At 62.7% G+C, this 12,435-nt stretch carries 10 protein-coding genes and 1 tRNA gene; 5 read left to right on the forward strand and 6 right to left on the reverse strand.

Annotated features, from left to right (window positions below; all coding sequences use genetic code 11):
* Positions 1–14: 14 nt before the first annotated feature.
* The 3 genes from NKI67_RS11445 to NKI67_RS11455 form a co-directional block, all read right to left on the reverse strand.
* Entirely contained in the window at positions 15–1,883 is a 1,869-nt protein-coding gene (locus NKI67_RS11445; RefSeq protein WP_352635802.1) for an extracellular solute-binding protein, read from the reverse strand.
* Positions 1,883–3,769, reverse strand: coding sequence for an extracellular solute-binding protein (locus NKI67_RS11450; protein ID WP_023676858.1), 1,887 nt, complete (start codon positions 3,767–3,769; stop codon positions 1,883–1,885). The genes NKI67_RS11445 and NKI67_RS11450 overlap by 1 nt, the downstream gene beginning before the upstream one ends.
* Before the next feature lie 173 nt (positions 3,770–3,942).
* Positions 3,943–4,596: a c-type cytochrome gene (locus NKI67_RS11455; RefSeq protein ID WP_023676857.1), complete on the reverse strand. Its 654-nt coding sequence runs from the start codon at positions 4,594–4,596 to the stop codon at positions 3,943–3,945.
* Between the two features lie 192 nt (positions 4,597–4,788).
* Between NKI67_RS11455 and NKI67_RS11460 the strand changes: the two genes are divergently transcribed.
* Complete coding sequence (locus tag NKI67_RS11460; protein ID WP_023676856.1) at positions 4,789–5,517, forward strand: 3-deoxy-manno-octulosonate cytidylyltransferase; 729 nt, start codon at positions 4,789–4,791, stop codon at positions 5,515–5,517.
* 33 nt (positions 5,518–5,550) lie between these two features.
* Positions 5,551–6,414, forward strand: a complete 864-nt coding sequence (locus NKI67_RS11465) for a prephenate dehydratase (RefSeq protein ID WP_023676855.1) — start codon at positions 5,551–5,553, stop codon at positions 6,412–6,414.
* Positions 6,415–6,421: 7 nt separating this feature from the next.
* On the opposite strand, the gene NKI67_RS11470 is transcribed toward NKI67_RS11465, so the two are convergent.
* Both NKI67_RS11470 and NKI67_RS11475 read right to left on the reverse strand, forming a co-directional pair.
* The gene (locus tag NKI67_RS11470) at positions 6,422–6,778 is read right to left on the reverse strand and encodes a hypothetical protein (protein WP_023676854.1); all 357 of its coding nucleotides are present in this window, start codon (positions 6,776–6,778) and stop codon (positions 6,422–6,424) included.
* 55 nt (positions 6,779–6,833) lie between these two features.
* Positions 6,834–7,778, reverse strand: a complete 945-nt coding sequence (locus tag NKI67_RS11475; protein WP_352645337.1) for a methyltransferase domain-containing protein — start codon at positions 7,776–7,778, stop codon at positions 6,834–6,836.
* A gap of 107 nt (positions 7,779–7,885) precedes the next feature.
* Between NKI67_RS11475 and NKI67_RS11480 the strand changes: the two genes are divergently transcribed.
* The gene (locus NKI67_RS11480) at positions 7,886–8,896 is read left to right on the forward strand and encodes a ligase-associated DNA damage response exonuclease (protein WP_023676852.1); all 1,011 of its coding nucleotides are present in this window, start codon (positions 7,886–7,888) and stop codon (positions 8,894–8,896) included.
* A 235-nt stretch (positions 8,897–9,131) separates the two neighbouring features.
* Positions 9,132–10,733, forward strand: a complete 1,602-nt coding sequence (locus NKI67_RS11485) for a cisplatin damage response ATP-dependent DNA ligase (RefSeq protein ID WP_023676851.1) — start codon at positions 9,132–9,134, stop codon at positions 10,731–10,733.
* Positions 10,734–10,835: 102 nt separating this feature from the next.
* Here the strand turns inward: NKI67_RS11485 and NKI67_RS11490 are convergent, their stop codons facing one another.
* Positions 10,836–11,999: a hypothetical protein gene (locus tag NKI67_RS11490; protein ID WP_023676850.1), complete on the reverse strand. Its 1,164-nt coding sequence runs from the start codon at positions 11,997–11,999 to the stop codon at positions 10,836–10,838.
* A 354-nt stretch (positions 12,000–12,353) separates the two neighbouring features.
* Between NKI67_RS11490 and NKI67_RS11495 the strand changes: the two genes are divergently transcribed.
* A tRNA-Thr gene (locus NKI67_RS11495) sits at positions 12,354–12,429 on the forward strand.
* Positions 12,430–12,435: the final 6 nt, after the last annotated feature.

Below are 12,435 nucleotides of genomic sequence, written 5' to 3' on the forward strand. Positions count from 1 at the left end.
CTTGTGCAAAAATCTCAGGCTTTGCCAATCTTTGCCGCCTTGTCTTTGTCGAACCACCACAGCGTCTCGACCGGAAAGTCGTAATCCGGCTTTTGAGCGGGAAAGCCGAACATGTCCCAGAAGGCTGCCCGGTGATTCGCCAGATGATATGTTGGAATCCAGTCTAGCCGCGCGCGCAAGACCCGATCGAGCGCGTTGAGCGCTGTGACGAGTTCGATCCGGCTCTGCGCCTTGCCGGCTGCCTCGATCAGCGCGTCGATGGCTTTGCTTTCCGTGCCCGGATAGTTGCGCATCCCCGGCGTTTTCGCCATCCGGGAATTGTAGAGGATTTCCAGGCCGTCGGCAGTAGGCGTCGCCCCGATCAACCAATGTAGCATGTTGAAATCGAAATCGTAGTTGCTTTGCCGCGCTTCAAATTGCGTCGAATCGACCTGCCGGATCGAAGCGTCGATGCCAATCGCCTTCATATTCTCGGACCACGGCGCGAAAATGCGAACGAGACCCTCGTCCTCGGCCAGCATTTCCACCCGCAGTCGCTCGCCCTTCTCATTGACGACGAAATTGCCCGCTCGCTTCCAGCCGGCTTCGGCAAGCAGTCTCGAAGCTTCGCGCAGCACCTTACGGTCGTGACCGGAACCGTCCGAGACGGGTTGCACCACCGGTTCGCCGAAGGTTTCCGGCGGCAACTCGGCTCGAAACGGCTCCAGCAGTTTCAATTCCTGGGGCGAGGGCAGGCCCTCGGCCTTGTAGTCCGATCGTTCGAAGTTCGATTGCGAGCGCTCGTAGGAGCCGAAAAACAGTACCCGCTTGGTCCATTCGAAATCGAAGCAATAGGCGATCGCCTGTCTCACGCGCACATCGCGGAATTGCGGCCGGCGCTGGTTCAGCGCGACAGCCTGCATGTCGGGCGATTTCTCGCCGGGAAATTCCCGTTTGACGACCCTGCCGTCCTTCAGGGCCGGAAAGTCGTAACCGGTCGCCCATACCCGCGCGGTGAATTCCTCGCGAAAATGCGTATCGCCTTTCTTGAACGCTTCAAACGCTGCCTGGCGATCAAGATAGAAATCGATACGGATACGGTCGAAATTATTAAGCCCGCGGTTCACGGCGAGATCGCGCCCCCAATAGTCGGCGACGCGTTCATATTCGATAGTCTGCCCGGCCACGACCCGTCCCATCTTGTACGGCCCGGAGCTGAGCGGCGGGGTCATCGTCGAGGCGTCGAAATCATTGGCCGTATAGAAGGCTTTGGACACGATCGGCATTACGGCGATCGCGAGGATATTCTGCGCCGACTGTTTGCCGTTGAAGGTAAGGCTGACAGTAAGCGGATCGATTGCGACCGCATCCGTCATATGCCGCAGCGCTTGGGAAAGGTTCGGGTGTCCCCGGTCTTTGTAGAGGTTCAAGGCGAAGGCAACGTCCTCGGCCGTCAGGGGCGAGCCGTCATGGAAGCGTGCTTGTGGCCGCAGGCTGAAGCGGAAGCCGTTGCGGTCCTGCGACAAGGTAACGGATTCGGCAAGCACGCCGTAGACCGCATCCGGCTCATCGAGCGCCCTTGCCATCAGCGAATCGAAACAGAGCTCGGTGCGCGGCGGCGAATCCCCCTTCAACACCAGCGAGTTCAACGTGTTGAAAGTCAGAAAGCTCTGATTGAGGGTGGAGTTCGGCGGGCCGAAATTCATCCGGCCGCCCTTGGGAGCGTCTGGATTGACATAGTCGAAATGCGTGAAATCCGGCCCGTATTTGAGATCGCCAAAAGCTGACAACCCGTGCAGTTTCACGCCGGTCGGAATGGCCGCGAAAGCTCGGCCTGGCAGCAGTGCCGCAGCGGCGGCAGCACCGCCCAGGGCGAGGAAGTCGCGACGAGGCAGCGCTGCCATCAGTTGCCGCTCTTGTATTTGGCCGCCAGCGCCTTTTCCTTGTCCGGGTCGATCCACCAGGAATTCTGGTCGACGCCTAGGTAGCTTGGCTGCTTTGCCGGAATGCCGAACTTGTTCCAGTAGGCGACACGAATTTTTCCCAGGTGCCATTGTGGGATCATGTAATAATTCCAGAGCAACACTCGGTCCAGCGCATGGGTGGCCACCATGAGATCGTCCCGATCGGTGGCAAAGATCACTCGGTCGATAAGCGCGTCGACGACCGGGTTCTTGATGCCCGCCAAATTGCGTGACCCGGAGGTATCGGCTGCAGTGGAGCTGAAAAAATCGCGCTGTTCGTTGCCCGGCGAGTTGGATTGCTGGAAGCCTGCAAGCGCCAGCATATCGAAATCGAAGGCGCGGGTCCGGTTTGTGTACTGGCTGTCGTCAACAATACGCAGCGTCGCGTCGATGCCGAGGCGTTTGAGATTATCGATCAAAGGCGCGGCAACGCGTTCGTCCACGGGATCGTTGCCCAGAAACTCGATCCTGAACGGTTCGCCGGTCTTTTCATTGACCAGCTTGCCGCCTCGGTTGATCCACCCCGCTTGCTTCAAAAGCTCATAGGCTTTCCGAAGATTTTCACGCCCCGACTGCGGCGTGTTGTAGACGGGCAGCTTGAACTCCTGGGTGAATAGTTCGGGCGGCAGCTTGTCGCGATATTGTTGCAGGATTTCCAATTCCTTCCCCTGCGGCAGGCCGCTTGAGGCCAAATCACCACCTTCGAAGTAACTGTCCGTGCGCGTATAGGCGCCGAAGAAGATGGTGCGGTTCATGCTCTCGAAATCGTAGGCGTGGGTCAGAGCCTCGCGCACGCGCACGTCCTGAAAAAGCGGCCGGCGCGTATTCATGACATAGGCCTGCATGGGTTCCGGCGACGTCGTAGGATATTCCGCTTTTATGACGTCCCCCGCCTTGATGGCCGGGAAATTATACTCGACTGCCCATCGCTGGGCACGTGACTCAGGGCGAAGATCCTGGAATCCGCCCTTGGTGAAGGCCTGCCAGGAGGCATTGTCGTCGAGAAAATAGGTAAAACGCTGCCTGTCGAAATTCTCGCGGCCGATCTTCACCGGCAGTTTGGCCGCCCAGTAATCCGGCACGCGCTGCCAGACGATTTCCGAGCCCGGCTTGAAGCTGGCGATCTTGTAAGCTGCGGAGCCGAGCGGCGGCTCCTGCGTCGGCCTTGTGATATCGCGCTTCTTGCCTTTGGCATCGGTGCCTTCCCACCAATGCTTGGGCAGCACGACGAGATCGCCGAGGATCTTCGGCAGTTCGCGGTTGCCCTTCTGGCTGAAATGGAACTCGACCTCGCGATCGGAGATCGCGACCGCGTCGGTGACGTTCTCGAAATAGCGGCTGTACATCGGGCTGTTGGCCTTCAGCACCTGGAACGACCAGATCACGTCCTCGGTGGTGATCGGCTGGCCGTCATGCCATTTGGCCCGCGGATCGAGCCGGTAGGTCGCCGAGGAATAGTCGGCCGGATATTTGTAGGCGTCGGCGATCAGCGTATGGCTGGTGCTGCCCTCGTCGGTCGCCTGCTCCATCAGCGTGTCGTAGAGCAGGCCGCCGCCGAATTGGGCGAAGCCGGCGGCGAACGAACCCTGCACAATATAGGGATTGAAGCTGTCGAACGTGCCGAGCACCACCGAATTCAGCGTGCCGCCCTTCGGCGCATCCGGATTGACGTAGTCGTAGTGCTGGAAATTGTCGCCGTATTTGGATTCGCCGATCAGCGAGGAGGTCGTGCGCCATTCGTCCGCAAAGGCCGCCTGCAGGCCGCCGGCAAAGGCAGCCAGCATCAGCACCGATTTCAGAAGCGTCCGCGCTCGGCCAACCGTCATGCGTTCTCCTCTTCGCGATATAGCGCCGTCACCATAGCGTCTGGGCCCAATCTAGATCATTTGGCGGCGCTGAAAACCGCAACCGAGCGGCTTTGTCGTCGCATATGCATTTTTCCTAACGAAAAAGCCGGGCTGAACCCGGCTTTTTCAAGGATAATGTCATTACAGTTTTGTTATTTTGCGGGTGCCGCCGGGGCGGCTGGCGCCGCGCCTTCTGCCGGCTTGGCAGGGGCCGCACCTTCGGGCGGCTTGGCGGGCTCATTTTCGGCCGAGGCGCCGGGCGCCGGCAGCGGCTTCGGATTGTCCGACAGCGTGCGCAGATAGGCGATGACGTTGGCGCGGTCCTCATCCTTGGGCAGGCCGGCGAAGCCCATCGCGGTGCCCTTCACGAACTTCTTCGGCGAGGTGATGAAGTGGTTGAGATTGTCGTAGGTCCACTTCTCGCTGCCGCCCTTGGAGAACTCCTTCATGCCGGCCGAATAGGCAAAGCCCTCATGCTCGGCGACCGGACGGTCGATGATGTCCCAGAGATCGGGGCCGACCTTGTTGGGGCCACCCTTTTCGCCGGAGTGGCAAGCCTGGCATTTCTTGAAGATGGCGGCGCCCGCTTCGGCGTTGGCAGTGGTCAGCAGCTCGGCAATCGGCTTCACGGCCGCGGCGGGAGCGGCCGGGCCGCCTTCGGCGGGCTCGGTCGCCTCGATGGCGAAGCCGGGCTTTTCCGGCGCCGGCGAGGCAAACAGCGCGTCGGACACGATGCCAACGGAAAAGACGATGAACACGGTGCCGAGGAGACCGGCGAGCAGCTTGTTGACTTCGTTGGAATCCATACGCCCCAGGCTCCCTTTTCCGGCGGACCGATCCGTCCACTCCGTCCGTCGGTATCGTGAACCACCCTGCGAGGCGGTCAAATCGCGCGGAAACTAGGTCTTTTGCTCCGGCGTTGCAACACCTATAAGGGCGCTGCCAGTGAGACCTTTTGCCACTTTTGTCCTCCTCTTTTTCGAGCCCCTGCCCGCCTCATGTCCACCCTCATCCTGATCCCGGCCCGCATGGCCTCGACCCGCCTGCCGGGCAAGCCGCTCGCCGACATTGCCGGCACTCCAATGATCGTCCACGTCGCCCGCCGCGCTGCCGAGGCCGGGCTCGGCCGGGTCGTCGTCGCCACCGATACGCAAGGCGTTGCGGAGGCGGTGCGCGCGCATGGTTTCGAGGCGGTGATGACGCGGGCGGACCACGAAACCGGTTCCGACCGCATCTTCGAAGCGCTGACCATTCTCGACCCTGGCAACAGCGTCGAGACCATCGTCAATGTGCAGGGCGATCTGCCGACCATCGACCCCCTTGTTATCGGCGCCGCGCTGAAGCCTTTCGAGAACGCAGCGGTCGACATCGCCACGCTCTGCGTCGAGATCGTACGCGACGAGGAAAAGACCAATCCGAACGTCGTCAAGCTGGTCGGCTCGCCACTCTCGACGACGCGGCTCAGGGCGCTCTATTTCACCCGCGCCACCGCCCCTTGGGGCGAAGGCCCGCTCTACCATCATATCGGCCTCTATGCCTATCGCCGCGCCGCACTCGAACGCTTCGTTGCGCTAAGGCCGTCGCCGCTGGAGCGCCGCGAGCGGCTGGAGCAGTTGCGGGCGCTGGAGGCCGGCATGCGCATCGATGCGGAGATCGTCCAGTCGGTGCCGCTTGGCGTCGATACGCCGGACGATCTCGAACGCGCCAGGGCGCTCCTTTCCAACTAAGAAATTCTTCCCCCAATTCCCGAGACTCTGCGCATGCCTGAAAAGACCAACAAAATATCCTTCCAGGGCGAGCCGGGCGCCAATTCCGACACCGCCTGCCGCAACATGTTCCCGTCGATGGAGCCGTTGCCGTGCCCGACCTTCGAGGACGCCTTCAACGCCGTCGAGACCGGCAAGGCCGATCTGGCGATGATCCCGATCGAGAACACCATTGCCGGCCGCGTCGCCGACATTCATCACCTCTTGCCGGAATCGAAGCTGCACATCATCGGCGAATACTTTCTGCCGATCCACTTCCAGCTGATGGTGCTGCGCGGCGTCAGGCGCGACGAGATCAGGACCGTGCACAGCCACATCCACGCGCTCGGCCAATGCCGCAAATACATCCGCAAGAACGGCTGGAAGGCGACGGTTGCCGGCGACACCGCGGGCGCCGCCAAGATGGTCGCCGCGATGAAGGACCGCACCATGGCCGCGCTGGCGCCGGCGCTGGCCTCGACCCTCTACGGACTCGACATCATCGAGGAGAATGTCGAGGACACCGACAGCAACGTCACCCGCTTCGTCGTGCTGACCAAGAACAAGCAATGGGCCGAGCGCCCCTCGGCCGACGCCAGGATGATGACGACCTTCATCTTCCGCGTCCGCAACGTGCCGGCGGCGCTCTACAAGGCGATGGGCGGGTTTGCCACCAACGGCATCAACATGACCAAGCTGGAAAGCTACCAGCTCGGCGCGTTTACGGCGACGCTGTTCTACGCCGACATAGAGGGCCATCCCGACGATCCGCTGGTGAAGCTGGCACTCGACGAGTTGCGCTTTTTCTCGCGCGAAATGCGCATTCTCGGCGTCTATCCCGCCAGCGCCTCGCGCGAGCAGTGGAAGGTGGCGGATTAGGATCCGGTCAGGTCAGGCCGAGCTTGTTCTGCTTGGCCGGCTTGCCGCATTCGCGGCGGGCAATCGACCGGTTCATGGCGTCGATCTTGCCGCTTGCCTGGTCGGCATCGCGCTTGGCTTTCGAGCGCATATCCGGCGTGAACGGGCCAAAGCCCGTCGCCGGGTTGGAGAAGGACGGCTTGGCGTCCACCGGCAGATGATATTGCTGCGCCAGGCCGTTTCGTTGCGCCAGCAATTGATCGCAAGGCACCTTGTCATATTGCAGCGAGGACTGGACGTTTTCGTCCTGCCGTTCGGACATCGAATTGCCGACGCAGCCGGCCATCGCCAGGCAAGATGCCAAGACCGTCATGTTCCAGCGCATGAACGTGCTCCTTGTCGTTCGCAGCTGCGGCTTCTCATGCGCAGCGGCAGAAGTCTTAGCCAGATTTTACGCTGCCGGAAAGCAAGCTTGCCACTACGGCCAGCCCTTCGACCGGTTGGCGGCGATCCTGCCGGATGATCGTTGCCTGCAGCGACAGGACTGAAAAGCCGTCGGCGTCCAGAACCCGCTCTACATAGCTTTGGGAATGCGCGTAGCGGCGGGACGGCAGCAGGGCGAAGCCGGCGCTGTCAGACGATTCTCCGCCCGGGAGCGTCTCGACGGAGAACGCAAACAGACCGCCGCCGGCAAGCATTCCGGCAATCTTGTTCACCACCTTTTCGAGTGCGCCGACATAGATGAACACATCGGCCGCCGTCACCAGATCGGCTTTCGGGCCAGAATAGCAAAAATCCTGCAGGTCCGTCTTGACGAGCAGATCGTAGACGCCTTTGGCGCGCGCCTGCCTCAGCATGGCGGCCGAGATGTCGTAACCCTCCAGCCGGTCGGCGATCGGCCGCAGCTTCTGGCCCATGAGGCCGGTGCCGCAGCCGAGATCGAGCGCCAGCGAAAACCGGCCCGGCCGTGCTGCCTGGATGGCGCGGTCGAGGCATTCGGGCAGACGATAGCCGAGCCTGTCGACCAGTTCAGCCTCGAAACTCCCGGCATAGTGGTCGTACAGCGTCTCGACAAAGGCGCTGGGCGGCGCCTGGGCCGCCGCTGCCCTGCCGATCAATTGCAGCTTGAGCACCGCGCCGAGCCTGTCCGCCGGGTCGAGCCGCAGTGCCGTCGTCCAGGCCTGCGCGGCACGATCGCGCGCGCCCGCCGCTTCCTGCATCTCGCCGAGGCGGAACCAGCCGGCTGGCCATTGCGGCGCCAGTTCGAGCGCGCCGAGCAGCAATTCCGCCGCTGCCGCATGATCGCCGGATGCATAGAGCATTTCGGCATAGTCGGCGCGGCGGTCGGCGGTCAAATCGCCGGACGAGGTCTGGAGCGATTTCATGCGATCGGGTTCCGCCGGGTGTTTGCAGCCGGCTTGCGCTCTATGCTGGAGTCAGCAGTGACATACAACAGGCTTCCCGCGCCGGAATTAGCGCCTATCTTGGGGCCATGCGCGCCAGCGACCTGCTTCATCCCCGGCCGGAAGGGCTGTATTGCCCGCCCGGCGATTTCTTCATCGACCCGGTGCGGCCGGTCAACCGGGCGCTGATCACACATGGCCATTCCGACCATGCCCGCTCCGGCCACCGCTCGGTGATGGCGACGCAGCAGACGCTCGACATCATGGGGCTGCGCTACGGCGACAGTTTTGCCGGAACGACGCAAGCCGCCGTGCTCGGCGAGACGATTGCGCTTGGCGGTGTGGCCGTCAGCTTTCACCCGGCTGGTCATGTGCTTGGCTCGGCCCAGATCAAGGTCGCGCATCAGGGTACGTGCATCGTCGCGTCCGGCGACTATAAACGCCAGAAGGACGCGACCTGCGAGCCGTTCGAGCCGCTCAAGTGTGACGTCTTCATCACCGAGGCGACGTTCGGTCTGCCGGTGTTTCGGCATCCGCCCGATACCGAAGAGATCGCCCGGCTGCTGAAATCGACCGAGCAGTTTCCCGAGCGAACGCATCTGGTCGGCGCCTATGCGCTGGGCAAGGCGCAGCGCGTCATGCGGCTGCTGCGCGATGCCGGCTACGAAAAGCCGATCTACATCCACGGCGCGCTGGCCAAGCTCAGCGAGTATTACCAGAGCCAGAATATCGATCTCGGCACATTGGAACCGGCGACCGTCGAGACCGGCCAAAAAAGCGACTTTGCCGGCGCCATCGTCGTCGGCCCGCCATCCGCCTTCGCCGATCGCTGGGCGCGGCGTTTTCCCGATCCGATGTCGTGCTTCGCCTCAGGCTGGATGCGCATCCGCCAGCGCGCCAAGCAGGGCGGCGTCGAGCTGCCGCTGATCATTTCCGACCACTCCGACTGGGGCGAGTTGACCGCCACGATCAAGGAGACCGGCGCCGAAGAAATCTGGGTAACGCATGGCCGCGAGGAGGCGCTGGTGCGCTGGTGCGAGCTCGAAGGCATTGCGGCTCGGCCGCTGCATCTCGTTGGTTATGAGGACGAGGGCGATTGAGAATGCGAGGTTCGATGGTCACCTGCGCAGAGCTCTACGGCGCCCCTCTCTGTCCTACCGGACATCTCCCCCACGAGGGGGGAGATTGGATGTCGCGCCGGCTTTCGCCAACCACCAACGTTGCTGGACGGGTGGCAAGGACGAAACTGCCAATCTCCCCCCTCGTGGGGGAGATGTCCGGCAGGACAGAGAGGGGCGCGAAGGATCGCAAGCTTCCCCCCTTGGCGCGCCACTCATGAACCGCTTCGCCGAGCTTCTCGACCGGCTGGTGCTGACGCCGTCGCGCAACGGCAAGCTGACGCTTTTGACCGATTATTTCCGCAGCGTCGAGGATCCGGACCGCGGGCTGGCGCTGGCGGCCATCACCGGCGATCTGTCCATCGCCGCGGTCAAGCCGGCGATGCTGCGCACACTGGTGATCGAGCGCATGGATCCGGTGCTGTTCGGCTATTCCTACGACTATGTCGGCGACCTGGCCGAGACCGTATCGCTGGTCTGGCCGCAGGCGCCGGTCGACATTGCGAACCACGAGCCGACGCTGGCCGAGGTGGTGGCCAAGCTGCAGGCGGCGAGCCGTTCCGACGGGCCGCAAGTGCTGGCCCGGCTGCTCGACAGCGCCAGCACTTCGGCGCGCTTTGCCATCATAAAGCTGGTCACCGGCGGCCTGCGCATCGGCGTCTCGGCGCGGCTTGCCAAGCAGGCGCTGGCCGATTTCGGCAAGGTCGAAATCGCCGAGATCGAGGAACTCTGGCACGGGCTGACGCCGCCCTATCTCGCGCTGTTCGCCTGGCTGGAGGGTAAAGCGGAAAAACCCAGGAAGACGGCGCTGGCGCTGTTCAGGCCAGTGATGCTGTCGAATGCCGTCGGCGACGGCGACCTCGAAAAGCTCGACCCGGCCGACTACGCGGCCGAATGGAAATGGGACGGCATCCGCGTCCAGGCGGTTTGCGAAGGCGGCATTCGCCGGCTCTATTCGCGCACCGGTGACGATGTCTCGGGTGCCTTTCCGGACCTTGCGGAGGCGATGGATTTTTCCGGCGCCCTCGACGGCGAGCTTCTGGTCGGAGACCCCAGGCAGGCGACAGGCACGTTCTCGGACCTGCAGCAGCGGCTGAACCGCAAGAGCGTGTCACCCAAGATCCAGCAGCAATACCCGGCCTTCATGCGCTGCTACGATGCGCTGCAGATTGGTGACGAGGATGTGCGCGGACTTCCCTTCCGCGAACGGCGCGGCCGGCTCGAGGCCTTCGTCAGGACACTCGATCCGAGCCGCTTCGATCTGTCGCCGCTGGTCGAATTCACCAACTGGCAGGCACTCGAGGAATTGCGCCGCAAGCCGCTGCATCCGGTCATCGAAGGCGTCATGCTGAAGCGCTGGGATTCGCCCTATGTGGCCGGGCGGCCGAAGGGTCCGTGGTTCAAATGGAAGCGCGATCCGCACACGGTCGACGCCGTGCTGATGTATGCCCAGCGTGGCCATGGCAAGCGCTCGAGCTTCTATTCCGACTACACATTCGGCGTCTGGTCCGGGCCGGAAGGATCGGAGGAGCTGGTGCCGGTGGGAAAAGCCTATTTCGGCTTCACCGACGAGGAACTGAGGCAGATCGACAAATATGTCCGCGACAATACGATCGAGCGCTTTGGCCCGGTGCGCTCGGTGCGTGCCGACCGCAGGAACGGGCTGGTGCTTGAGGTAGCCTTCGAAGGGATCAACCGCTCGACGCGGCACAAATCCGGCGTTGCCATGCGCTTTCCGCGCATTTCGCGGCTGCGCTGGGACAAGCCGGCGGCCGAAGCCGACCGCATCGAGACGCTGCAGGCGCTGCTCGATAGTTAATGCATGTCGAGCAAAAAGTGTGCAGCGGTTTTGCGGTAACGACATGCATCAAAACAAGAACCTAAAGTGCGTCGCATAAGACCGGTCCGAACGCGACGTGCTTTAGGGAACGACTGAAACGCGGATCTCGTAGATGTCGACCGACTTGCCCTGCTTATCGAAGTCGGAATTGATGGCGATGGTGCCGGCAGCACCCGGACGCTTGTCGGGAAAGCGCACGTCGAACAGATATTCATTGCGCTCGCGACCGACCGCATAGCGCTTGCGGCCGCAGTCGCCGAGTTCGCCGAAATTGCAATCGACGGAAATCTGCGTCTCCTGCCCCTCCTCGGAGCGCGCGATGATGTCGAATGTGGCATGCTTGCCGGCTAGTTTTTCCAACACGCCTTGTCCGACGTCGAAGCTGATGGCCGAGCCGGATGCCCCCGAGCGGATGCGCAGGAAGGAACCGCTTTCGTCCTGGATGACGTCGGCCTTGGCGTCCGACGGTGCATTGACCTGCGTCGGGTCACCCGGCGAAAAAACGTTGATCCAGTCGCGCGCCTCGTCCTGCTCGCCCTGCTTCGGCGGCGAAGCGGTGTCGTCCGGCGTGAAATCTTCGCCGTCGACCGTTGGCGGCGCTTCCGGTGGCGCTGTGTCGAGCTCGGTCGCCGATTTGAAGACGCCGGTCTGGTTGGCGAAATAAAGGCCGATGCCGGCGGCTGCGAGCAGCGTCACACCGAAGAAGATCGCGGTCAAGGGCAGGCGCCGCCGCCTCGCCCGCCGGTCGTCGCGGTCGGGCGTCACTTCCGCATCGTCGGTTTCGACGTCGGCTTCGGTCGGAACCGAGGCCCCCATGTCGATCACCGGCGCCTCGGGAACAGGCGCATCGGGCATGATGTCGGGAACGACCGGCAGGACGCGCGACCGCGGCGCATCGGATTCGGGCGGCTGCGCTGGACCGTCAACGACGACATCGGGCGACGGCGCGGGCTCGGCTTCGGTTTCAGTTTCAGCCGGAGGCTCCACCGCCGGTGCTGCCTGCAAACTGTCGGTCGGCGCGGCGACGTCGGCAACCGCCGGCAGGAATTCCGATTCGATTTCGGTGATCTTCGCCTGGACCGCCTTGCGGCGCTTGATGGCGACCTCCACCGTGACGTTTGGATTGGCCTGCAGGGCACGGTCGAGTGCCGCGAAAGCCGATCGATAGACCCGCTCGCGAAACGCCCGGTCGTCGGCATTGCCTTTCTCGAAGGCATTGCGGATCGCTTTTTCGATCGCGTCCAAGCGAATTCCCTCTGCAATTTCACTCACATTGCCATGATCGTTAGCCGCAGGCGACCAATCAATCAACAAGCGAGCGGCCGCATTCTGCCTTGCCGAGGGGCACAAAGCTCATTTCGGCGGTTTTCGGTAAAGGAATCAACATTTTTCGCTGATTTTCCCGGTCACGGCCAACGTGGCGGTCGCGCGGCGTGCCGATGCGGCATCACGCGGCCAATGGTAGATCCGCGCGGCGGCTGCCCTTGCGCCCGGCCGGAGGCGGCACGAATTGCCTCGTCCTGAAATCGCGACTGCCATCTTGAATTCGCGGCCGGTTGCGTCTATCACGCAGCCCATCCTGGAAGCTCGGCTTCCCGGGCCGCTTTAGCTCAGTTGGTAGAGCACATCATTCGTAATGATGGGGTCAGGTGTTCGAGTCACCTAAGCGGCACCAAAATTC

The organism is Mesorhizobium sp. M0408 (assembly GCF_040321495.1).
Lineage (GTDB): Bacteria > Pseudomonadota > Alphaproteobacteria > Rhizobiales > Rhizobiaceae > Mesorhizobium.

Bases quoted from the DNA above. Each gene is read 5' to 3' on its own strand.
- NKI67_RS11450 (WP_023676858.1), bottom strand. From the start codon at position 3,769: ATGACGGTTGGCCGAGCGCGGACGCTTCTGAAATCGGTGCTGATGCTG.
- NKI67_RS11465 (WP_023676855.1), top strand. From the start codon at position 5,551: ATGCCTGAAAAGACCAACAAAATATCCTTCCAGGGCGAGCCGGGCGCC.
- NKI67_RS11445 (WP_352635802.1), bottom strand. From the start codon at position 1,883: ATGGCAGCGCTGCCTCGTCGCGACTTCCTCGCCCTGGGCGGTGCTGCC.
- NKI67_RS11455 (WP_023676857.1), bottom strand. From the start codon at position 4,596: ATGGATTCCAACGAAGTCAACAAGCTGCTCGCCGGTCTCCTCGGCACC.
- NKI67_RS11485 (WP_023676851.1), top strand. From the start codon at position 9,132: ATGAACCGCTTCGCCGAGCTTCTCGACCGGCTGGTGCTGACGCCGTCG.
- NKI67_RS11480 (WP_023676852.1), top strand. From the start codon at position 7,886: ATGCGCGCCAGCGACCTGCTTCATCCCCGGCCGGAAGGGCTGTATTGC.
- NKI67_RS11460 (WP_023676856.1), top strand. From the start codon at position 4,789: ATGTCCACCCTCATCCTGATCCCGGCCCGCATGGCCTCGACCCGCCTG.
- NKI67_RS11470 (WP_023676854.1), bottom strand. From the start codon at position 6,778: ATGCGCTGGAACATGACGGTCTTGGCATCTTGCCTGGCGATGGCCGGC.
- NKI67_RS11475 (WP_352645337.1), bottom strand. From the start codon at position 7,778: ATGAAATCGCTCCAGACCTCGTCCGGCGATTTGACCGCCGACCGCCGC.